At 63.2% G+C, this 20,760-nt stretch carries 18 protein-coding genes; 10 read left to right on the top strand and 8 right to left on the bottom strand.

The window, feature by feature from the left end; genetic code table 11:
* The first annotated feature begins 98 nt into the window (after positions 1-98).
* The 3 genes from J3P81_RS12920 to nahK all read left to right on the top strand — a co-directional run bounded on the left by J3P81_RS12920 (position 99) and on the right by nahK (position 5,235).
* Positions 99-1,283, top strand: coding sequence for a porin (locus tag J3P81_RS12920; RefSeq protein WP_434558904.1), 1,185 nt, complete (start codon positions 99-101; stop codon positions 1,281-1,283).
* A 216-nt stretch (positions 1,284-1,499) separates the two neighbouring features.
* Positions 1,500-2,663: a nitric oxide-sensing protein NosP gene (nosP, locus tag J3P81_RS12915; RefSeq protein WP_434558902.1), complete on the top strand. Its 1,164-nt coding sequence runs from the start codon at positions 1,500-1,502 to the stop codon at positions 2,661-2,663.
* Positions 2,593-5,235: a hybrid sensor histidine kinase/response regulator NahK/ErcS' gene (nahK, locus tag J3P81_RS12910; protein ID WP_434558900.1), complete on the top strand. Its 2,643-nt coding sequence runs from the start codon at positions 2,593-2,595 to the stop codon at positions 5,233-5,235. The genes nosP and nahK overlap by 71 nt, the downstream gene beginning before the upstream one ends.
* A gap of 158 nt (positions 5,236-5,393) precedes the next feature.
* Here nahK and J3P81_RS12905 read toward each other — a convergent pair whose 3' ends face one another.
* From J3P81_RS12905 to J3P81_RS12880, 6 genes are all read right to left on the bottom strand, one after another.
* Positions 5,394-6,059 (bottom strand): response regulator transcription factor, encoded by a 666-nt coding sequence (locus tag J3P81_RS12905; protein ID WP_039588789.1) that lies wholly within the window; start codon positions 6,057-6,059, stop codon positions 5,394-5,396.
* Positions 6,060-6,112: 53 nt separating this feature from the next.
* Positions 6,113-6,646 (bottom strand): PQQ-dependent catabolism-associated CXXCW motif protein, encoded by a 534-nt coding sequence (locus J3P81_RS12900; RefSeq protein ID WP_434558898.1) that lies wholly within the window; start codon positions 6,644-6,646, stop codon positions 6,113-6,115.
* A gap of 121 nt (positions 6,647-6,767) precedes the next feature.
* Positions 6,768-7,559 carry an ABC transporter permease gene (locus tag J3P81_RS12895; RefSeq protein WP_420763882.1) on the bottom strand — a complete coding sequence of 264 codons (792 nt, stop codon included), beginning with the start codon at positions 7,557-7,559 and terminating at the stop codon, positions 6,768-6,770.
* Complete coding sequence (locus J3P81_RS12890; RefSeq protein ID WP_434558896.1) at positions 7,556-8,287, bottom strand: ABC transporter ATP-binding protein; 732 nt, start codon at positions 8,285-8,287, stop codon at positions 7,556-7,558. Before J3P81_RS12890 ends, J3P81_RS12895 begins: the two co-directional genes overlap by 4 nt.
* On the bottom strand, positions 8,284-9,273 hold the full coding sequence (locus tag J3P81_RS12885) for a YVTN family beta-propeller repeat protein (protein WP_434558894.1): 990 nt from the start codon (positions 9,271-9,273) through the stop codon (positions 8,284-8,286). The genes J3P81_RS12890 and J3P81_RS12885 overlap by 4 nt, the downstream gene beginning before the upstream one ends.
* Before the next feature lie 26 nt (positions 9,274-9,299).
* Positions 9,300-10,466 carry an ABC transporter substrate-binding protein gene (locus tag J3P81_RS12880; RefSeq protein WP_434558892.1) on the bottom strand — a complete coding sequence of 389 codons (1,167 nt, stop codon included), beginning with the start codon at positions 10,464-10,466 and terminating at the stop codon, positions 9,300-9,302.
* 364 nt (positions 10,467-10,830) lie between these two features.
* On the opposite strand from J3P81_RS12880, the gene J3P81_RS12875 reads away from it, so the two are divergent.
* Together J3P81_RS12875 and J3P81_RS12870 are read left to right on the top strand one after the other, a co-directional pair.
* Entirely contained in the window at positions 10,831-12,087 is a 1,257-nt protein-coding gene (locus J3P81_RS12875) for a histidine kinase (protein WP_434558890.1), read from the top strand.
* A complete protein-coding gene (locus J3P81_RS12870) occupies positions 12,084-12,722 on the top strand; it encodes a response regulator (RefSeq protein WP_420763887.1) in 639 nt (212 codons plus the stop codon). The genes J3P81_RS12875 and J3P81_RS12870 overlap by 4 nt, the downstream gene beginning before the upstream one ends.
* A gap of 12 nt (positions 12,723-12,734) precedes the next feature.
* On the opposite strand, the gene J3P81_RS12865 is transcribed toward J3P81_RS12870, so the two are convergent.
* Together J3P81_RS12865 and exaA are read right to left on the bottom strand one after the other, a co-directional pair.
* A complete protein-coding gene (locus J3P81_RS12865) occupies positions 12,735-13,379 on the bottom strand; it encodes a pentapeptide repeat-containing protein (protein WP_434558888.1) in 645 nt (214 codons plus the stop codon).
* A gap of 144 nt (positions 13,380-13,523) precedes the next feature.
* The gene (gene exaA, locus J3P81_RS12860; protein WP_434558886.1) at positions 13,524-15,380 is read right to left on the bottom strand and encodes a quinoprotein ethanol dehydrogenase; all 1,857 of its coding nucleotides are present in this window, start codon (positions 15,378-15,380) and stop codon (positions 13,524-13,526) included.
* 251 nt (positions 15,381-15,631) lie between these two features.
* Between exaA and pedF the strand changes: the two genes are divergently transcribed.
* From pedF to J3P81_RS12835, 5 genes are all read left to right on the top strand, one after another.
* Positions 15,632-16,093, top strand: coding sequence for a cytochrome c-550 PedF (gene pedF, locus J3P81_RS12855; RefSeq protein ID WP_420763890.1), 462 nt, complete (start codon positions 15,632-15,634; stop codon positions 16,091-16,093).
* Positions 16,094-16,098: 5 nt separating this feature from the next.
* A complete protein-coding gene (locus tag J3P81_RS12850; protein ID WP_434558884.1) occupies positions 16,099-16,974 on the top strand; it encodes a substrate-binding periplasmic protein in 876 nt (291 codons plus the stop codon).
* A gap of 9 nt (positions 16,975-16,983) precedes the next feature.
* Positions 16,984-17,739, top strand: coding sequence for a quinoprotein dehydrogenase-associated SoxYZ-like carrier (locus tag J3P81_RS12845; protein WP_434558882.1), 756 nt, complete (start codon positions 16,984-16,986; stop codon positions 17,737-17,739).
* 16 nt (positions 17,740-17,755) lie between these two features.
* Positions 17,756-18,691, top strand: coding sequence for a quinoprotein relay system zinc metallohydrolase 1 (locus tag J3P81_RS12840; protein ID WP_434558880.1), 936 nt, complete (start codon positions 17,756-17,758; stop codon positions 18,689-18,691).
* Positions 18,692-18,955: 264 nt separating this feature from the next.
* Positions 18,956-20,731: a PQQ-dependent methanol/ethanol family dehydrogenase gene (locus J3P81_RS12835; RefSeq protein WP_434558878.1), complete on the top strand. Its 1,776-nt coding sequence runs from the start codon at positions 18,956-18,958 to the stop codon at positions 20,729-20,731.
* The last annotated feature ends 29 nt before the right edge of the window (positions 20,732-20,760 follow it).

Below are 20,760 nucleotides of genomic sequence, written 5' to 3'. Positions count from 1 at the left end.
CAAAGCAGCCGCCAATCACTTCCAAGGCAGCGTATGACGCGCCCGGGTGCCTTTCGATAATCGCCTCCGACATCCCGTCCCCTGTTGCGGAGCGCGCCATGCACAACAATAAAAATACCTGCCTGCGTTTTTTGCCTGCGGTCATCGCAGGCCTCTCGACCCTCGCCCCGATGCCTTGGGCCCACGCCGAAATCATGCTGTACGACAAGGACCAGACGACCTTTTCCACCGACGGCTACATCAACGCTTTCTACGTCAACAGCGACGTGGACCGTGCCGGCGAACAGTTCGACCGCCGCCAGTCGCGGGTCAAGATGGGCTTCTTGCCCAACTACCTGGGCTTCAACATGGGCAAGCAGGTCGATGACCTCAAGCTCGGCGCCCGGGCGTCGTTCTGGGTGACCATCAACGACAGCGAAACCAACGGCACCGACACTGCCATCGACGTGCGCCAGTTCTACGGCACCGTCGCCAACCCGGAGTGGGGCGAAGTGCTGATCGGCAAGGACTTCGGCCTGTTCGCCCGTTCCAACATCCTGCTCGATGAGCTGCTGGCCGGTTATGGCCAGGTCAGCGACACCTTGGGGCTGGTGGACGGCGGCGGCGTCTCGTTCGGCAATATCGGCAGTGGTTATCCGTACCCGTTCCCGACGTCGCAAATCACCTATCGCACCCCCGTGATGGACGGGTTGCGCGTGGCGGTGGGCATCATGGACCCGGTGGACACCAACGACAGCAGCGCCACCGGCAAGGCCTACCAGGAGAACCCTCGCACAGAGAGCGAGGTTACTTATCAGTTCGACCTGGGCGCAGCGAAGATCTACAGCTGGCTGAACGGCAGCTACCAGACCTCCGACAACACCGACTCCAGCGTCGAGTCGGTCACGTCCAAAGGTTTGGGTTATGGGGTGCAGGCGAAGATGGGTGGGCTGTCGCTCACCGGCTCGGGGTTTCAGGCCAAGGGTATCAACCCGTTCTTCACAAACAATGCCGGCGAGGCCACGTTGCGCAATGTCGACAGCAAGGGCTACCTCTTGCAGGGCTCCTACAAGCTGGGCAAGAACCGCCTGGCGCTGTCCTATGGCAAGACCGAGGACGACGGAAACGGCGTGGTCGGCAGCGGCGCCGACTATGAGACTCGCGGTGTCGCGCTGTTCCACGACATCAACGATAACCTCAAGCTCGTCGCCGAATACAACCAGTTCGAAATCAACGGCCATGACACCAGCGCGCAGAACGAAGACACCGATACCTTCGCGGTGGGGGCGGTGTTGACCTGGTAAGGACTACTCAACCCTGTGGCGAGGGAGCAAGCTCCCCCGCCACAGAAGCGATCCACGTGAACAAGGTTTTCTTGGCGGCCCCAACCGTGCGCATCGCGGCTGGGGCCGCCACGGTTCTCATCCCATGGAAGCGTCCATCCGCTACCCAAGTAGCATTCGTGGGCCGGGCGTCGATTCGTACACTCAAGGCTCTATCACGCACCGTCGGAGGCGCAGATGCAGCAGGCCCAGAGCGAGGGCGTGGTCAGCGCCATGTCCCAGGCAACGGACGTCGAGCAAGTGGCCCAGGAGCTGGCGCGACAGTTGTTGCACCCGTACCTGGGGTTCGTGCTGTTTTTCTGTTCCGCCGAATACAATCTGCCGGCCCTGGGCCACGCGCTTTCGCGCAGCTTTGGCGGGATCCGGCTGGCGGGATGCACCAGCGCGGGGGAAATCACGCCACAAGGTTACGGCCGCAACTGCGTGACGGCGGTGGGTTTCGACCACCGGCATTTTTCCATCGCTGCCGAACTGATCGGCGAAATGGAGCACTTCAGCCTGATCGATGCCCAGCAGATGGTCGAGCGCCTTGCCAGTGGTTGCCGCAGCAACGCCTTGGCGCCGATCAAGGGCCACAGCTTCGCCTTGACCTTGCTCGACGGTTTGTCCAGCCGCGAGGAGATGGTGCTGGCAGCCTTGAGCGCCGCCCTGGGGGACATCCCGCATTTCGGCGGCTCGGCCGGGGATGACAATTACCTGACCCACACCCACGTCTACTTTGAAGGTCAATTCCACAGCGGCGCGGCCGTGGTGGTGTTGATCAATACTTGGCTGGAGTTCGAAGTGTTTACCACCCACCACATCCTGCCCCGGCAGGAAAAACTGGTGGTGACCGGCGCCGACAGCGCCACGCGCAGGGTCTACGAGCTAAACGCCGAGCCTGCGGCCGAAGAATACGCACGGCACATTGGCGTGCCGGTAAACGCGCTGGATTACCGGGTCTTCGCTGCCCATCCATTGGCCGTGCGCATCAACGACCAGTACTACGTGCGAGCGATCCAGCAGGTCCATTCGGACCTGAGCCTGAGTTTCTACTGCGCGGTGGAGAACGGCATCGTCCTCACCGCCATGAGCCCGGGGCCGTTGCTGCACAACCTGCAAGATCTGTTCGATGGTTTGCAGGCGCGCCTCGGGGACTTGCTGCTGACCCTGGGCTGCGACTGTTTCCTTCGACGCCTGGAGCTGGAAGATCGCGACGGCCTGGAACAGATCGGCCAGTTCCTGCGTGAACATCGGGTGATGGGGTTCAACACCTATGGAGAGCAATTCAATGGCATGCACATCAACCAGACGTTCACCGGAGTTGCCATTGCCCGCCATCGCGTCCCCGACCATCGCTGAACTGCAGGCGCAGCTCGCCGCCCTGGAGCATGAGAACCGCAAGCTGCGGCGCATCAATGAAGCGCTGATCGAGCGGGTGGAATCCGGCGTGACGCGCGGCAGCGACCCATACGCAGCCTTCCAGCATTCGGTGGTGCTGGCCGAACAGGTGCGTGAGCGTACCGACGCCTTGAACCAAGCCATGGCCGAGTTGAAGGCCGGCAACCATTTGCTCGGCGAAGCGCGGTTGCGGGCGGAAACGGCCCATCGGCATTTGATCGACGCGATCGAGAGCATTTCCGATGCCTTCGTGCTGTTCGACGCGCAACAGCGCATCGTCCTGTTCAACAGCCGTTTCAAGGCGTTCTGGGCCCACAGCCGGGTGCGAATCATCGCGGGGATGCGCCTAGCCGAGGTCAAGCGTTTGATGACCGCCAACGGCTTGTTCAGCGAAGAAACCCGCGGCCAGCCCGACGAACCGGTGCTGTACCGATTGCAGAACGGGCGCTGGCTGCAAGTCAGTGAGCGGCCGACCCAGGAAGGCGGCCGGGTGATTCTCTTCACCGATATCACCGACGTCAAACTCAGTGAAACCGTGCGCCGGGAACAGGCCATCGCGCAGAAATCCCATCTGTTGCAGCGCGCCGTGGACAACCTGTCCCAGGGCGTGGCGATGGTTAACGCTCAAGGCGTGCTGGAACTGTGGAACCGGCGCTTCCTGGAGCTCAGTGGCCTGGCACCGGTAGCGGCCCATCGGCCGTTCAACGAGGTCATCGCCGACAGCGAGCTGCAACTGCTCACACCGACCAGTCGCGATGGCAATGGCCGGCTGATCCAGGAGTGTGAGCAACGGCTGTCCGATGGCCGAGTCCTGGAGATCCGCACCCATCCACTGCCCACCGGTGGCTACGTCAACACCTTCACCGACATCACCGAGCGCTACCAGCACGCCGAGGCGTTGAGCGAGAGCGAGCGCTGGATCCGCCTGATCACCGACCACGTTCCGGCGCTGATCGCCTATCTCAACGCCGATCTGGTTTATGAGTTCACCAACAAGGTCTACGAGCAATGGTATTGCTGGCCCCGTGGCGTGATGCTCGGCCAGAGCCTGCGAGAAGCCCACAGCGAGCAGCACTATCAGCGCTTGGAAGCCTACGTGGCCCGGGCACTGGCGGGCGAGAGCGTGACGTTCGAATTCGCCGAGACCAACATCAACAACCAGGAGCGCTACATGCTGCGCTCCTATGTGCCCAACGTGCTGGCCAACGGCGAGGTGGTGGGGATCTTCGTGCTGATCCGCGACATCACCGAGCGCCGTCGCACCGCCGAGGCGTTGTACCAGGCCTATCAAAACCTGGAGCAGCGCGTGCAGGAGCGCACCGCTGAACTGACCAGCCTCAACGACCAGTTGCTGCGCGAGATCGATGAGCGCAGCCGGGTGGAACTGCGCTTGCGTGAAGCCAAGCGCGAGGCCGAGCGGGCCAACCTGTCAAAAACCAAATTCCTCGCGGCGGTCAGCCATGACCTGCTGCAACCGTTGAACGCCGCGCGGCTGTTCACCAGCGCCTTGCTGGAGCGCCGCGAGCCGGTGGCGAACGCGCACCTCGTGCGCAACGTGAGCAATTCGCTGCAGGACGTGGAAAACCTGTTGGGCACCCTGGTGGATATCTCCAAGCTCGATGCCGGCGTGATCAAGGCCGACGTGGCGCCGTTCGCCTTGAGTGAATTACTCGATAACCTGGCGGCCGAATATCGCCAAGTGGCGCGCAGCGAGGGTCTTGAATTGTGTTTCGTACCTTGTTCGGTGCTGGTGCGCAGTGACATCCAACTGTTGGCGCGGATCCTGCGGAACCTGCTGAGCAATGCGCTGCGCTACACCCCGAACGGGCGGGTTCTGCTGGGATGCCGGCGTCTTGGCAATCGTGTTTCGATCGAGGTCTGGGATTCTGGCATAGGCATCGCCCAGGATCGCCTGGAGGAGATTTTCCAGGAGTTCAAGCGCGGTGATGTCCAGCGTCCGGACCAGGATCGAGGCTTGGGCCTGGGGCTGGCGATTGTCGAGAAGATCGCCAGGATACTTGGGCACCGGATCCGGGTGCGCTCATGGCCGGGCAAAGGCTCGGTATTCGCCATTGAGGTGCCCCTCAGCGCCACCGCGCCCAAGCCGCTGCCGTGCCTGGACATGAGCGAGCCCATGCTTGAACGCCTGCGCGGGGCGCGGGTCTGGGTGCTGGATAATGATGGAGCGATCTGCGCCGGCATGCGTACCTTGCTCGAAGGTTGGGGCTGCCTCGTGGTGACTGCGCTGTCGGAACAGGACCTGGCGCGGCAAGTGGACGGCTACCGTGCCGAAGCCGACCTGCTGATCGCCGATTACCACCTGGATCACGACCAGAACGGCGTGGACGCCGTGGCCCGGATCAACGCCTGCCGTGCCTCACCGATCCCGGCCATGATGATCACCGCCAATTACAGCAATGAACTCAAACGGCAGATCCGCGAGCTTGGGCACACACTGATGCACAAGCCGGTGCGGCCGATGAAACTGAAGATTGCGATGAGTCACTTGCTGGGCCAAACAACCAGCCGATGAGTCGAACCGCTTTTGTGGCGAGGGAGCTTGCTCCCGCTGGGCTGCGAAGCAGCCCCATCCTGAACAAGCCTGACAGACCGAGGTGCCTGGGTTTGGGGCCGCTTCGCGCCCCAGCGGGAGCAAGCTCCCTCGCCACAGTGTCCCGTTAGTGTTCAGCTTCAACGCCGCAAATAAGCCCCGAAATCAATATCCCCCGCGCTGAGAATCGCCTGCACTCGGTTATGCACGTTGAGCTTGCGCAGGATCGCCGAGACGTGGGCCTTGACCGTGGTTTCGGCGATGTCCAGCGTGTAGGCGATCTGCTTGTTCGACTCGCCCTTGGTCATGCGTTCGAGTACCAGCAGTTGCTTGCGCGTCAGGGCCTGGAGCAGTTCGGGCGGGAACGCCGGGGTTTCGTTCAAGCGGCGGCCCGTGGGGCTCTTCTGGGTGCGGATGATGTCCGGCGGCAAGTACACGTTGCCGTTGAGGATCTGCTCGATGGCGTCGGTCATTTGCGAGCGAGGTGAAGACTTGGTGATGAAACCCACCGCGCCATAGGTGATGGCCTGCAGAACGATTTGCTTGTCCTGTTCGGCGGACACGATCACCACGGGGATGGTCGGCGCTTCGTTGCGCAGGTTGATCAGGCCGTTGAGGCCGTGCATGCCGGGCATGTTCAAGTCCAGCAGGATCAGGTCCAGGTCGTCGTGTTCGCGGGTCAGCGCCAGGGCGCTGTCCAGGTCGGCGGTTTCCATCACCTCGCTACCGGCGAACCCGTCGCTGATGACGTTGTGGATGGCTTCGCGAAACAGTGGGTGATCGTCGGCTATCAGGATTTTATACATGGCCATTCACCTCGTTATTGTCGTGTTGGGGCAATTGCACGCAGGGCGCTGCATCAGGGAAAAGGTTCGGGGCGGGCCGCTTGCAAGGGCAGGTTGGCCGCCTCCCAGGCGTCGAGGCCGTCGCGGTACCAATACAAATGTTTATAGCCCATGGACGCGGCGCGTTTTACCGCGTTCCAGCTCAACCAGCAATCGGAGCGGCAGTAAAAGACCAAGGGTTGGTCCCGGCGCCCGTCGGTGGCCTTGCGCAGGTGGGAGGTGAAGTAATCCTGCCAGTTCGCCTCCAGCTCACCATCGCCCGTATTCGCCAGCCATAGGCTGCCGGGGAGGTTGGCGTGGGGCTCGGTGTCGATGAAGCGCCCCTGGACCCATGGACGACGGTACACGTCGATCAACACCGGGGCGGGCGTTTGCCCAAGCAGGCGCTGCAAGCCTTCGGTGTCGACGGTTTGCGCGCCCTGGGCGGAGGCGGGCGTGGGGCTGCGGTATTGGGTAATGCGATAGCCCTGCGCCGAAAACAACGCAGTGTCGGCCTGGGCGACATTCAGCGACAGGCCCAGCAAGACGATGGCCAGCAAACGGGGCATGGGATTTATCCTTTTTGTTATGCGCCCATTACATGCCAGGGTCGAGGTCTTGTGAATGCGACCATAGACAGGAAAACCGGTACTAAAGTAGTAATTTCCTATTCCTGTGGGTATTTCAGGGTCAGCTGGCCCTGCGCAACGCCGCATGCTGCGGATTGAATGTCCACACCGCCAGCGCTGCGAACACCAGCGTCAACGCCACGCACACCGCCATCGCCACCAGGTTGAACTGCCCATACAACGCGAACCGCACCAGTTCCACGCCATGGGTGAAGGGGTTCACCGCGCACAGCCAGTACAACCAGGGGCTGGCTTCGAGCATTTTCCACAGCGGGTACAGCGCCGAAGACAGGAAAAACATCGGGAAGATGACGAAGTTCATCACCCCGGCGAAGTTCTCCAGCTGGCGGATCGCGTTGGACAACAACAGGCCCAGGGCACTGAGCATCAGCGCCACCAAAAGCAAGGCCGGCAATGCCAGCAGAACGCCCATGGCTGGCGGCTGGACACCGTAGAGCCAGGCGATGGCGAGGAAGGCGTAGACCTGCAAGAGCGAGATCAGCGAGGTTGCGAGCAATTTGCTCGCCAGCAAAAAGGCCCGGGGCAGGGGGCTGGTCAGCAGCACGCGCATGCTGCCCATTTCGCGGTCATAGACCATCGACAGCGAGCCTTGCATGCCATTGAACAACAGGATCATGCAGGCCAGCCCCGGCACGATGTACACCTCATAGGGGATGTAAGTGTCGTAGGGCGCGATGATGGCGATGCCCAGCGCCGCCCGGAAGCCGGCGGCGAACACCAGCAGCCACAACAACGGTCGCACCAGTGCGCTGAGCAATCGCGTGCGTTGCAAGACGAAGCGCAGCCATTCGCGCATCACGACGCCAAGGAAACATTGCCAATACGCGTTCATGCGGCAACTCCCGAGGCGGTCAATCGATGAAAGGCCGAGCCGAGACTGCCGCCGTGTTCCTCGCTCACGTCCTCGGCCCGTCCGCTGGCGACCAGCCGGCCCTGATGCACGATCAGCAGGTCATCACTGGGCTGCACTTCGTCCAGCAGGTGCGTGGCCCAGAGCACACTGATGTCCTGTTCGCGACACAGTTGGCGAATGTGTTGCCCCAAAGCCTGGCGGCTGGCCGGATCGAGCCCGACGCTCGGCTCGTCCAGCAGCAGCAAGCGCGGTTCGTGGAGCAGGGCCCGGGCGATTTCCACCCGGCGCCGGTGTCCGCCATTGAGGTGGCGCACCCGCTCGTGACGTCGTTCGGTCAACTGCTGGCGGGCCAGTTCGGCTTCAATCCGGGCATCGGCCTGGCGCCGGCAAAAGCCATGCAGCGCGAGGTGATAACGCAGGTTCTGCTCGACGCTCAGGTCCAGGTCGAGCGTGCTTTGCTGGAACACCACGCCCAACTGGCGCAACGCCTGGTGCGGTGACGTGCGCAATGAATGACCGCCGACGCGGATCTCGCCGCGCTGAACATTGTACAGGCGCGTCAGCAGCGCAATCAGCGTCGACTTCCCAGCGCCGTTCGGTCCGAGGAGGGCGGCGAAGCGTCCGGCCGGTACGCTGAAGCTGATCTGGCGCAGGGCTTGCCGCGCACCATAGGCGAAACTCAGGTCGCTGGCCTCCAAGGCGTTCATGGCGTCACCACCACGCCCCAGGGATAGCGGCCGACTTTCACCGACTTGAGCACCTTGCGGCTCTGCACGTCGATCACCGAGACGTCGCCGCTGACTCCATTGGTTGCCAGCAGTTGCGTCTGGTCCGGGGTGAACGCCAGCTGCCAGACGCGTCGGCCCACCAGCAGGTAATCCAGCACTTCGAAAGTCTTGGCATCGATCACTGCCACATGGTTAGCCGGGCCCAGGGCGACGAATGCCAGCTTGCCGTCGGCGCTGAGCTTGATGCCCACTGGCTGCACCTTGTCCGGGTGCACGCCCTTGATCTGGAAGGTCAGAGTCTTGAGCACCTGGCGCGAGGCAACGTCGAGGATAGTCAGCGTCCCGCCGATCTCCGCCGAGGCCCAGAGTTGCGTGCCGTCGCGACTGAACTCGACGAAACGCGGCCGTTGGTCCACCAAGGTGTTGTCGGCCAGGGTCTGGGTGCTGGTGTCGATCCAGTGCAGCATGTTGGTGGTTTCGCTGGTGTTGACCGCCCACTTGCCGTCGGGGCTGACGGCCATGCCTTCGGGCTCGACGCCGACGCCGATCTGGCCCAGCACTTCGGAGGTATGGGTGTCGATCACTGTGACCAGCGCATCGTCCTCGTTGGAAACGTAGAGCCAGCGGTCGTTGGGGTGCAGGGCGAATTGCTCCGGATCCTTGCCGGAGGGCAGCTCCTTGATGATCTTGCGAGTGGCGACGTCCATCACCTGGACGCGGTCCGAATCGCTGGCGCAGATGTACAGCAGGCGGTTGTCATGGGACAACAACAAGCCTCGCGGGCGCTGGCCTACCGGCAAGGTATCGACAACTTCCAGGCTCTGCAGGTCGATCAGGCTGAGGCTGTTGTCTTTTTCGTTGGAGACCCAGGCGATACTGGCGGCAGCGGGACCGGCAAGGAGCAGCGAGGCGCCCAGGGCGAGGGCTTGGCAAAGCAAAGCCGGGTTGAGCAGGGGGCGGCGCATGGCGTTTTCCTTATTGTTGTGATCGATCAGGGGTAGCGACAGCTCACTTCGGGCCGGTCGAAGCCCAGGCTGTCCATTTCGTTGGACGGGTGGAGAAAACCGTCCTGGGGCGACGTGCTGACCAAGGCCCGAGGCTGAACCAGGGGAATCGGTTGGCGCAGTTGACCATTCCAGGGCCGGTAGCTGAGCTTGCGGCCCTTGAATCCATCCAGCGGCAGCTCGTCGCCGAGGGCCAGTTGGCGAATGGCGAATGGCTCGTCCTGGCGCAGCTTGCTCACGGCGGCGGCGATACTGCGCACGGCGATCCAGGCGGCGAAGTCGCGGTCGTTCATCCAGCGGCCGGCCAAGGCTTCGAAGCGCTTTTGCAACTGCGCCGCGCCGTATGTCTCGACGGTCTTGTGCCAACCGGTGGGCGTCAGTCCCTGGGTCCCTGCGACCGGGCGCGGGAGCCAGGTCTGATAGGGCACGTATTCGCCGAAGTCGCCGCGCTCATCGGCTACCAGCACCACGTCGTACTCGGCGGCCTGGGTGAACAGCGGCATATCGGCCTGGGCGCTGCGGCGCTGGTCGTTATCGAACTGCCAAGGTTTTTCGACGACGATCTTCATGCCGAAGCGTTTCACGGCCCGGCGCAATGCAGCGGCGTAGGCCTGGTCTTCGGGTGCCTGGCCGACGATCAGCAAGGCCCGCTGCCATTTGCGCACGACGCTGAACTGGATCAAAGCGTCGGCCAGTGTTGCGCGGTCGGGCAGGGTGTGCAGCACGTTGCTCAGGCAGCCGCTGGTGCGCAGGCTGTCGTCGGGGCTGCCGGCGTTGAAGAGCAGGCTGTCGGGCAGGGCGGCGCTGAGCTGGCGTAGGCTTTCGCCCGGCGCATTCACCACGAACAAACGCAGGCCCTGTTCATGCTGGGCACGGGCGGCCTCCAGCAGTGCTTGGGAATTGTCGACGTTAGCGCTTTCTAGACGGTAGTCGTGCTTGAGAAATCGCCCGGTGCTGTTGCTGTCGATGATCGCCAGTTCGGCGCCGCGCAATCCGGCATCGTTGGGTTCAGCAATGACGTTGGACAGCAGCGGGCCGGGGTCGGGACGGTAACCCAGGTAGCCGATGCGCACCTGCAACGGCGCGGCATCGCTGGCCTGAGCGGTCGATGCGGCCAACAGGTAGATCAGGGCGTAACTGACAAGCCAGCGCATGACGTCCTCCATTGCGGGTAGCGCCAGCATAGGAAGGCCGTGATCCCGGGGAAATATGCAGAAAGTACCGCTGGGCCAGTACCAAGGTAGTAGCTCGGTCCGCGCGCCGGGGTCTTAGGATGCTTCCAATTGTCATTCATCAGGGGAGCGGACAGGACATGCGGGTACTCAAGACGCTGCTGTTGCCGTTGTTACTGATCCTGAGCTTGATCGGCGTGGATCGACGCGCCACGGCCCCTGTGGGAGCGAGCCTGCTCGCGATGGCGGCGGCACGTCCAATCTTGAGGCTGGCTGAACCACCGCTATCGCGAGCAGGCGCGCCCCCACAGGGGATCGGTGCGAGACAGGGGGCGGAGCACTGACCATGTCTGCCCTCTGGCGCATCAACCTCTGGGTCACGGCGTTCTTCGCCCTGATCACCCTGGCCTGCGCAACGCTGCTGTTGCACCAGGCCACGGTGGATGTGCGACGCGAACTGCAATCGGCCGAGTCGGTGGTGCATTACCTGCGCGAGACTGCCCAGCGCGACCCGGCCAGCCTCCAGTCGCGGCTCACCGGCAGCCTGCGTCACGTTCGGGTGCGCTGGTTGGCGCCCGGCGAAAACGCGCCGGCGCAGGAGCCTGGCTTGAACGCCTGGTTGGGGCGTCGACTCCTGGCCCAAGGGCCTGCCGCCCAGATCGTCGAGTTGCAGGACAGTCGTCGGGCCTGGATTGCCGTTGACCCCGGTGACGAAGTCGATGAAATCTTCGATTCCCTGGTGCAGTTGCTTGGCGTTTGCGCGATGGCGTTGCTGCTCAGCCTGCTGGCGATCCGCTGGGCGGTGCGCCGGGGCATGCGCCTGCTGGACGAGTTGCTACAGGCGTTGCACCAGGTGTCCAGCGGCGACCTGCAAGTGCATCTGCGGCCCGAGGGCCTATCGGAAGCCCAGCAATTGGCGGCGCATTTCAACCGCATGACCGACGCCCTGGCCCAGACTCGGGCCGACAATGCGCGGCTGACCCAGGCGTTGCTGGCCGTCCAGGAGCAGGAGCGCAGGTCCCTCGCGCAAACCTTGCACGACGATTTGGGCCAGTACGTGGCAGGTATTCGCGCGAGGGCCTGTTTGTTGCGCCTGGTGATTCATCAGCCGCCCGTGCTGGAGCAGACCGCCAACGAATTGGAAGAACACTGCGATCATTTGCAGCAAGGCTTTCGCGCCTTGGTCAACGACTTGTATCCGGTCGTGCTCCAGCATCTGCCGTTGGGTGAGGCCATTGAATTGTTGGCCCGGCAATGGCAGGACAGCCACGGCATCGCCTGTCAGTTACGGGTCGATGGAGCACCGCCGCCATTGGCCGCATCGCACAAGGCTCAGTTGTACCGCCTGTTGCAGGAAGCGCTGACCAACATCGCACGGCATGCCGACGCCAGCCAGGTGCGGATCCGCATGCAGCACCGCGCCGGTCGCCTGCGGCTATGGGTGCGCGATAACGGACGCGGTGCCCAGCAGCCCTCCCGGGCCGGCGTGGGCCTGCATTCGATGGCGGAACGGGCGCGCAGCCTTGGTGGTGAGCTGCGCATCATCAGCCGGCCCGGGGCGGGTTGGGCGCTGGCCTTGAATATTCCCTTGGAGGCCTCATGAACATTTTGTTGGTGGACGACCACGCCGTGGTTCGGCAGGGCTACGCCAGCTTGTTGCGGGCTTTGATGCCACAGCTGCAGGTGCGCGAAGCGGCCTGCGGCGAAGAGGCGTTGAGCCAGGTGCAGGAACAAGTGCCGAACCTGGTGATCATGGACTTCGGCCTGCCGGGGATCAGCGGGCTGGAAACCACCCGGCGCCTGCGTCAACGCTTGCCGCAACTGCGGGTGCTGTTCTTCAGCATGCACGACGAGTTGCCGTTGGTTCGCCAGGCGTTGGACGCGGGCGCTGCGGGCTACCTGACCAAGAATTCGGCGCCGCAGGTATTGATCGAGGCGGTACGGCGAGTGCTGGCCGGCCATGCCTACATCGAGCAGGCCCTGGCCACTCAGTTGGCCTGCGCCACCACCCGCCACGACAGCGATCCACGCCTGCAATCGATGACCCAGCGCGAGCTGGAGATCTTCGTCATGCTCGCCAATGGCACTCCCGCGCGCACCATTGCCGAACAGCTATGCATCAGCGCCAAGACCGTGTCCAACCACCTGACGTTGCTCAAGAGTAAGTTGCAGGTCAGTTCCCATGCCGAGTTGGTGCATTTGGGGATCGATATGGGGGTGGTGCGGGTGGCTGGGTGAAAATCACGGGCTTCATTGTTTCCAAGAAGTCGGGCAGCCCACACACCCCTGCATATTCGCATCCTGGAAATTCCCGTAATGCTGCCGCGAGCCCGTCAGGTTCGCCCGTTCCAGGTTGCTTTCGCCCAGTTTGACCTCCTGCAGGTTGGCATCGCGCAAGTCGGCGCCCTTGAGGTCGGCTTTGCTCAGCCACGCCATTTCCAGGTCGGCGGCTTGCAGATTGGCGTCGTGCAGGCGGGCGCCGGACAAGCGGGCGAACTGGAGATAGGCGGCCGTCAGGTCGGCTCGCTGAAACTGCGCGCCCTGGGCAAACAGGCCCCAGCCCTGGATCGCCTTGAGCGTGGCATCGCTGAAGTCCGCCAGGCGAAGGTTGCTTTGTTGCAGGCTCGCGCGACTCAGGTTGGCGCCCTGTAGCTGGGCCTTCTCTAGATTCGCCAGGTCCAGCCGGGCATGGCGCAGGTCGGCGTCGCGCAGATCCGCGCCGGCGAGGTTCATCTTGCGCAGGTCCTGGTTGGCCAGGTGGGCGCCCCGCAGGTTAGCGCCGGGGCATTGGCTGGATTCGGCAATGAGGCAACCGTTTAGGGTCAGTGGGGTGTCGGGGTCATCGGCATGGGCAACGGCGCCGATGAACAGAAGCAGTAATGGCAAAAATTTCATGGCAGGAACTCGATGTTAACTGTGGGAGCGAGCTTGCTCGCGATGGCGGTGGTTCAGCCGGCATTGATTTGACTGACACTGCGCTATCGCGAGCAAGCTCGCTCCCACAGGGGGTGGTGTGGGTCAGGACCCAGTTGGTTCAGGTTATTTCTGCGCCGTCGCCTTATCCCAACTCGGAATCTTGAACACCCAGAACGAACCGCCCTGGGCCACCGGCTTGGTCAGTTCGGCCATGTCTCCGCCCCACAACGGTACGGCGCCGCCGTAGCCAACGGTCACGCCGATGTATTGCTCGCCGTCCTGCTCCCAAGTGACGGGCGGGGAGACGATGCCGCTGCCGGTCTGGAACTTCCACAGCTCTTTGCCGGTTTTCGCGTCGAAGGCCTTGAAGAAGCCATCGCCAGTACCGGTGAACACCAGGTTGCCCTTGGTCGCCAGCACACCGGCCCACAGTGGCAGCGGCTCCTTGTGCTCCCAAACCACCTTGCCGGTGGTGGGGTTCATGGCTCGCAGGCTGCCGACGTGGTCGTCATACATGCGCTTGATTCGAAAGCCCATGCCCAGGTAAGCCGAGCCTTTCTTGTAGCTGACTTCCTCGGTCCAGTACTCCTCTTTCCACTGGTTGCCCGGTACGTAGAACAGCCCGGTGTCCTGGCTGTAGGCCATGGGGTTCCAGTTCTTGCCACCGAGGAATGGCGGTGAGACTTCCACCGGCTTGCCCTTGGTTTCACCGGGCAATGGCTTGGCCGGACGCTGGCCAGGGTTTTCCACCGGGCGGCCAGTCTTCAGGTCGATGTGGCTGGCCCAGGTGATGTTGTCGACAAAGGGGAAGGCGTTCTGCAGTTTGCCGTTGTTGCGGTCCACCACGTAGAAGAAGCCGTTGCGGTCGGCGTGGGCGGTGGCCTTGACCATTTTGCCGTCCTTGTCCTTGTAGTCGAACAGCACCAGTTCGTTGTTGCCGGAAAAGTCCCAGGCATCGTTGGGCGTGTGCTGGTAGAACCATTTCACTTCACCGGTGCTGGGGTCGACGCCCACCTGCCCGGAGGTGTAGAGGCTGTCGTAATCGTGGGGATTGCCGTCCTTCGCCGTGCGCGCCCAGGTGTTCCACGGGCCGGGGTTGCCCGCGCCGACGATGATGGTGTTCGTCTCGGGATCAAAACTGGCGCTTTGCCAGGGCGCGCCGCCGCCGTGGCTCCAGGCCTCGACCTTGCCGGTCTCGGTGGTCTTGTCGTCGGGCCAGGACGGCGCCTTGACGTCGCCGGTCGGGGTGCTGTCCTTGCCGTTTAGCCGCCCCATGTGGCCTTCGACGAAGGGGCGCATCCAGACTTCTTCACCGGTGTCCGGATCGCGGGCGAACAATTGCCCGACCACGCCGAACTCGTCGCCGGAGCTGCCATGGATCAGCAAGACCTTGCCGCTGGTCTTGTCCTTGATCAGCACCGGGGCGCCGGTCATGGTGTAGCCGCCGGCGTGATCGCCGAACTTCTTGTTCCACACCACCTTGCCAGTGTTTTTGTCCAAGGCGACGACCCGGGCGTCCAGCGTGCCGAAGTAGATCTTGTCGCCATAGATGGCCGCGCCCCGGTTAACCACGTCGCAGCATGGGCGGATGTTGTCCGGCAGGCGGTGGTTGTAGGTCCACAGGCGCTTGCCGGTCCTGGCGTCGAGGGCGAACACTCGTGAGTACGAGCCGGTGACGTAGACCACGCCGTCGCTGACGATGGCCTGGGATTCCTGGCCGCGTTGCTTCTCGTCGCCGAAGGAATAGGACCAGGCCGGGGTCAGCTTGAAGACGTTCTTGTCGTTGACCTGGGCCAGCGGGCTCCAGCGCTGGGCGTTGGTGCCCATGCCGTATTGCAACACGTCCTTGGTGGTCAGGTGATCGTTGGCGATGTCTTCCCAGGTAACGGCGGCGTTGGCCTGTGGGCCCAGGGACAGGCTGCCGGCCAGCAGCAAGGCAACGGTCAGGGACGAGAGGGCAGGGAGCGTTTTTATTGTCATGGTGGGATTCCCAGTGAGGTTTTGGCCTGACTAGGGTCGGGTCTCGCCCCCCTGGTCCGATACGGAAAAAGTCCCGCCCTCGCCGGGAAAACTTCCCAGGGCGCCTGTCTTTGCGACTAGCGTCGGATGGCCTGCTACCAAGGAACTAGACCGCGACCACCAAAGCAGCATTCGGTTGGGGGCAGACGGTTCCTAAGATGACGGCACGGCCTCTGCGAAGAGGTCTTGCGTGCAATTTCGAGGGCATAACAATGACAACAAAACGCAACGCCATCATCGCTACCGCATTGCTGATGGGGCTGACCGGCGCAGGCTCCGCATGGGCCCATGGCAACGTAGTGCCCCAGGCAGTGGAAACCCAGGGACTGACCCCGATCAAAGACACCAACCTGCCGTTGGATGCGGATGGCTGGGCCTCGCAAAACCCCTATCGCAATGCTCCCGAACGGGACAAAGCAGTCGAAATCGGCGCATCGGCGTACAACCAGAACTGCGCGGCCTGCCATGGCCTGGAAGCCAAGTCCGGCGGGATCGCCCCGGACTTGCGCATGCTCGATGCCGCCGAAGCCGGTGACGAATGGTTCGTCGAACGGGTGCGCCATGGCGCGGTGCGCGACGGCCGGGTCTATATGCCGAAGATGGCCGACTACCTGAGCCAGGAAGCGCTGTGGGCGGTGCGGACCTATCTGGACAGCGTACACGTCGAGGAGTGACCGCCATGCGCCTGTTCGCCTGGGTGATGTGCAGCCTGTTGCTGTGGGGCTCGGCGGTGCAGGCGCAGGTCCGCGGCTATGACCAGATGATCGCCGACGGCGAATTGAAGGTCGCGGTCTACAAGGACTTTGCCCCCTACAGTTTCGAAGACCAGGGCCAGCCCAGGGGCGTCGACGTTGAATTGGCCCAGGCCTTGGCCAAGGCCATGGGCGTGCGGCTGAAACTGATGTGGGCGCCGCCTGGCGAGAAGCTCGACGATGACCTGCGCGACTACATCTGGCGCAGCAGTCCGCTGCACGACCGGCAACTGGCCGACCTGATGATGCGAGTGCCGTACGATCACGACTATGTGCAGCGGCGCAACGACATTGGCGAACGGGAAAACGCCCAGGTCGTGATGTTCGGGCCATATCAGCAGGAGTGCTGGCAGGTGGCGTATGACCGCCGTCGATTGGCTTCGGTGGGCAGTGTCGCGGTGTTCCAGCGGCACCCCATCGGCGTCGAAGTCGATAGCGTGCCATCGTTCTACCTGACCTCGGTGTTCAACGGCATGCTCAGTGCCAAGACTCGCCATTACCCCAGCGTTGCCAAAGCCTTCGGGGCCATGCGGGCCGGCGAAGTCGATGCGGTCATGGCGATGCGCGGCGAGATCGACTGGCAAGTACATCAGGCTGCCGACTCGCAGTTGGCCCTCGCTGAAAACGCTTATCCGAACATGGGTAAGCAGCGCTGGGAGATCGGCATGGCGGTGCATGAAAGCAACCGTCAGCTGGCCTATGCGGTGGAGGAGGCGCTGGAAGGCTTGATTCGCGACGGCAGCCTCAAGGCGGTGTATGCCCGCTATGGCCTGCGCTACGAAGTACCGCAAATGTACCAATAGGAGCGCAGGATGAACTGGCGTGTGTTGGGGCTGCTGTTGGGCTGGCTGCCATTGATGGTTAGCGCAATCGAGCCGGGAAAGGATCCGGTGCCATCGGTGATGTGGGCCTTCTATCACAAACAATTGCTGGCTGACGCACCGTTCGTTTTCGACGACCGGGTGCGGCTGCTGGCGCCACCTTTTGCCGAAGATGCGCGGCAGGTGCCGCTGGAAATCGATGCCAGGGCGTTCACCGGCGATGTTGTACGAGTGCTGGCGTGGGCCGAGCTCAACCCACTGCCGAAAATCGTCGACTTCCAACCTTCGGAGCGGGTGCTGCCGTGGCTGTCGATCCGCATTCGTATCGAGCAGGCCACGCCGTTACGTGCCGCCGTACAGACCCGCGACGGCCTGTGGCACGTTGGCTCGGCGTTGATCGACGCGGCCGGTGGTGGTTGCACGGCGCCCAGCGTGGTGCGCACCCAACCGGGTTGGGAAGAACACCTGGGCGAAGTGCTGGGCGGGCGCTACCCGCGTGGGGACTCGAATCGCCTGCGCTTGCAGATAGCCCATCCCATGGACAACGGCCTGGTGAGCGGCATCCCTGAGTTTTTCCTCAACCAGGCGCAACTGTTGGACGCTGACGGCAAGCTGCTGGCGCGCCTGGAGCTGTTCCCGGCGGTCAGTGAAAACCCCAACCTGGGCTTCGACATCCAAGGCCCGGGACAGACCCGCCTGGTGCTGCGAGACAACAGCGGCAACGAATTCGAGGCGGCCATTCCCTGACCACAAGGAGCGCGCCATGCGCTGGTTGTTGCTGATCTGTCTTGGACTGTGCCTGCCGGCGTGGTCCTCCGATTATTCCCTCAAGCCCCGGCAGATCGCCGAGGGCACCTGGCTGCTGGAAGGCAGCACGGATAATTTCGCCAAGGCCAACGGTGGCAACATCGTCAACACGGCGTTCATCGTCACCGACGTCGGGGTGGTGGTCATCGACACCGGCCCGTCCAAGCGTTATGGCGAGGCGCTACGCCAGGCCATCGCGGCGACGACGGACAAACCGGTGATCCAGGTGCTGCTGACCCACCATCACCCGGACCATGTGCTGGGCAACCAGGCCTTCAACGGCGTGCCTGTTGGTGCGCTGGCGGGCACCGCGGACTTGCTGCGGCAGCAGGGCGATGCGATGGCGGAAAACATGTACCGCCTGGTGGGCGACTGGATGCGCGACACCGAAGTGGTTTTGCCGACCCAGGCGCTGAGCCCCGGTACGCTGAAGGTCGGCGATCACTCGCTGCGCCTGCTTGCGTTGGCCGGGCACACCGGGGCGGACCTGGCGATCCTCGATGAAACCACCGGCGTGCTGTTTGCCGGTGATTTGGTGTTTTATGAACGGGCCCTGACCACCCCGAACAGCCCCGGCCTGGATATCTGGCTCAACGATCTGAACACGCTGCAGGCGCTGCCCTGGAAGCAGATCGTCCCCGGCCACGGCCCGGTGGCCATCGACGCCCGGCCTTTCGCACAGATGCACGATTACCTGGGCTGGCTCGACCAACTGATGCGCGAGGGCGCCGCCCGGGGCGACGACATGGCCGAAATGATCCGCAGCCCCATCCCCGAGCGCTTCGCCGGGATCAGCTTGAGCCGGTATGAGTTGATCCGCAGCGTCAGTCATCTTTACCCGCGTTATGAGCGGGCGGGGATGACGCGGGTGGATACCCAAAACCCTGACTGATCTCATACCCTGTGGCGAGGGGATTTATCCCCGCTGGGCTGCGTAGCGGCCCCTTGGATCTATCTGGCATATCGAGTTATCAAGCTTAAGGGCCGCTTCGCGCCCCAGCGGGGATAAATCCCCTCGCCACAGTTTGCTGGCCTGTACCAAGGAACTAGAAAACTCAACACAGCGGGCAATTGTTAGCGGCGGCCCCCGGCCCAAGAATCTGCGACAGACCGGGAAAATTTCCCGGGTATAACAATAATCGCAGAGGTAGCCGCCATGATTCATCCCGCACGTCGCCAGCCCTTCGCCGTAAGCCTGCTGCTCAGTGCCATGCTGCTGTCCGGCTCGGCCTTGGCCGCCGTGACCGACCAGGAAATTCTCCAGGACCCGAAGAATCCGCAGCAGGTCGTGACCAACGGCCTGGGCGTGCAGGGCCAGCGCTACAGCCCGCTCGATGCCCTCAATGTCGATAACATCAAGGACCTGCGTCCGGTCTGGGCGTTCTCTTTCGGCGGTGAAAAGCAGCGCGGTCAACAGGCCCAGCCCATGATCAAAGACGGGGTGATGTACCTCACCGGCTCCTACTCTCGGGTGTTTGCGGTGGATGCGCGCACCGGCAGGAAGCTCTGGCAATACGACGCGCGCTTGCCCGATGACATCCGCCCTTGCTGCGACGTGATCAACCGGGGCGTGGCGTTGTATGGCGACCTGGTGTTCTTCGGCACGCTGGACGCCAAGCTGGTGGCCCTGAACAAGGACACCGGCAAAGTGGTGTGGAGCAAGAAGGTCGCCGACCACAAGGAAGGCTATTCCATCAGCGCCGCGCCCATGGTTGTGAATGGCAAGCTCATCACCGGCGTGGCGGGGGGCGAATTCGGCGTGGTCGGCCAGATCACCGCATTCGATCCGAAAAATGGTGCGTTGCTGTGGACCCGGCCGACCGTTGAAGGCCACATGGGCTACCTTTACAAGGACGGCAAGGCCGTGGAGAACGGTATTTCCGGCGGCGAGGCGGGCAAGACATGGCCGGGCGATCTCTGGAAAACCGGCGGCGCCGCGCCTTGGCTGGGCGGCTACTACGACCCGGAGACCAACCTGCTGCTGTTCGGCACCGGCAACCCGGCACCGTGGAACTCCCACCTGCGCCCTGGCGACAACCTTTATTCGTCGTCGCGCCTGGCCCTGAACCCGGACGATGGCACCATCAAATGGCACTTCCAGAGCACGCCCCATGACGGTTGGGACTATGACGGCGTCAACGAGCTGATCTCGTTCAACTACAAGGACGGCGGCAAGGACATCAAGGCGGCGGCGACCGCCGACCGTAACGGCTTCTTCTACGTGCTCGACCGCACCAACGGCAAGTTCATCCGCGGCTTCCCATTCGTCGACAAGATCACCTGGGCCACTGGCCTGGACAAGGATGGCCGTCCGATTTACAACGAGGCCAGCCGTCCGGGTGCGCCGGGCAGCGAGGCCAAGGGCAGCTCAGTCTTCGTCGCTCCGGCATTCCTCGGCGCGAAGAACTGGATGCCGATGGCCTACAACCAGGACACCGGTCTGTTCTACGTGCCATCCAACGAGTGGGGCATGGACATCTGGAACGAAGGCATCGCCTACAAGAAAGGCGCGGCGTTTCTCGGCGCTGGGTTCACCATCAAGCCGCTGAACGAGGATTACATCGGCGTGCTGCGGGCCATAGACCCGAAAACCGGCAAGGAAGTGTGGCGCCACAAGAACTTCGCGCCGCTGTGGGGCGGGGTGCTGACCACCAGGGGCAATCTGGTGTTCACCGGTACGCCTGAAGGGTTCTTGCAGGCGTTCAACGCCAAGACTGGGGAAAAGGTCTGGGAATTCCAGACCGGCTCCGGCGTGCTGGGCTCGCCGATCACCTGGGAAATGGACGGCGAACAGTACGTCTCCGTGGTCTCGGGTTGGGGCGGTGCGGTGCCGCTGTGGGGCGGTGAAGTGGCCAAGCGCGTGAAGGACTTCAACCAGGGCGGCATGCTCTGGACCTTCAAGTTGCCGAAGGAACTTGTCGCCAAGCGCTAAAACGTTGCCGAGAACCGTGGCGAGGGAGC

It is taken from the genome of Pseudomonas sp. R1-6 (genome assembly GCF_051132115.1).
In the GTDB taxonomy this organism is placed as follows: Bacteria; Pseudomonadota; Gammaproteobacteria; order Pseudomonadales; family Pseudomonadaceae; genus Aquipseudomonas.
The sequence above is the reverse complement of the archived record's forward strand: the minus strand, read 5'-3'. Positions and strand labels throughout refer to the sequence as shown.

What these genes read in the sequence shown, in the direction of transcription:
- J3P81_RS12920 (WP_434558904.1), top strand. Translation starts at nt 99, where the DNA reads ATGCACAACAATAAAAATACCTGCCTGCGTTTTTTGCCTGCGGTCATC.
- nosP (WP_434558902.1), top strand. Translation starts at nt 1,500, where the DNA reads ATGCAGCAGGCCCAGAGCGAGGGCGTGGTCAGCGCCATGTCCCAGGCA.
- nahK (WP_434558900.1), top strand. Translation starts at nt 2,593, where the DNA reads ATGGCATGCACATCAACCAGACGTTCACCGGAGTTGCCATTGCCCGCC.
- J3P81_RS12905 (WP_039588789.1), bottom strand. Translation starts at nt 6,059, where the DNA reads ATGTATAAAATCCTGATAGCCGACGATCACCCACTGTTTCGCGAAGCC.
- J3P81_RS12900 (WP_434558898.1), bottom strand. Translation starts at nt 6,646, where the DNA reads ATGCCCCGTTTGCTGGCCATCGTCTTGCTGGGCCTGTCGCTGAATGTC.
- J3P81_RS12895 (WP_420763882.1), bottom strand. Translation starts at nt 7,559, where the DNA reads ATGAACGCGTATTGGCAATGTTTCCTTGGCGTCGTGATGCGCGAATGG.
- J3P81_RS12890 (WP_434558896.1), bottom strand. Translation starts at nt 8,287, where the DNA reads ATGAACGCCTTGGAGGCCAGCGACCTGAGTTTCGCCTATGGTGCGCGG.
- J3P81_RS12885 (WP_434558894.1), bottom strand. Translation starts at nt 9,273, where the DNA reads ATGCGCCGCCCCCTGCTCAACCCGGCTTTGCTTTGCCAAGCCCTCGCC.
- J3P81_RS12880 (WP_434558892.1), bottom strand. Translation starts at nt 10,466, where the DNA reads ATGCGCTGGCTTGTCAGTTACGCCCTGATCTACCTGTTGGCCGCATCG.
- J3P81_RS12875 (WP_434558890.1), top strand. Translation starts at nt 10,831, where the DNA reads ATGTCTGCCCTCTGGCGCATCAACCTCTGGGTCACGGCGTTCTTCGCC.
- J3P81_RS12870 (WP_420763887.1), top strand. Translation starts at nt 12,084, where the DNA reads ATGAACATTTTGTTGGTGGACGACCACGCCGTGGTTCGGCAGGGCTAC.
- J3P81_RS12865 (WP_434558888.1), bottom strand. Translation starts at nt 13,379, where the DNA reads ATGAAATTTTTGCCATTACTGCTTCTGTTCATCGGCGCCGTTGCCCAT.
- exaA (WP_434558886.1), bottom strand. Translation starts at nt 15,380, where the DNA reads ATGACAATAAAAACGCTCCCTGCCCTCTCGTCCCTGACCGTTGCCTTG.
- pedF (WP_420763890.1), top strand. Translation starts at nt 15,632, where the DNA reads ATGACAACAAAACGCAACGCCATCATCGCTACCGCATTGCTGATGGGG.
- J3P81_RS12850 (WP_434558884.1), top strand. Translation starts at nt 16,099, where the DNA reads ATGCGCCTGTTCGCCTGGGTGATGTGCAGCCTGTTGCTGTGGGGCTCG.
- J3P81_RS12845 (WP_434558882.1), top strand. Translation starts at nt 16,984, where the DNA reads ATGAACTGGCGTGTGTTGGGGCTGCTGTTGGGCTGGCTGCCATTGATG.
- J3P81_RS12840 (WP_434558880.1), top strand. Translation starts at nt 17,756, where the DNA reads ATGCGCTGGTTGTTGCTGATCTGTCTTGGACTGTGCCTGCCGGCGTGG.
- J3P81_RS12835 (WP_434558878.1), top strand. Translation starts at nt 18,956, where the DNA reads ATGATTCATCCCGCACGTCGCCAGCCCTTCGCCGTAAGCCTGCTGCTC.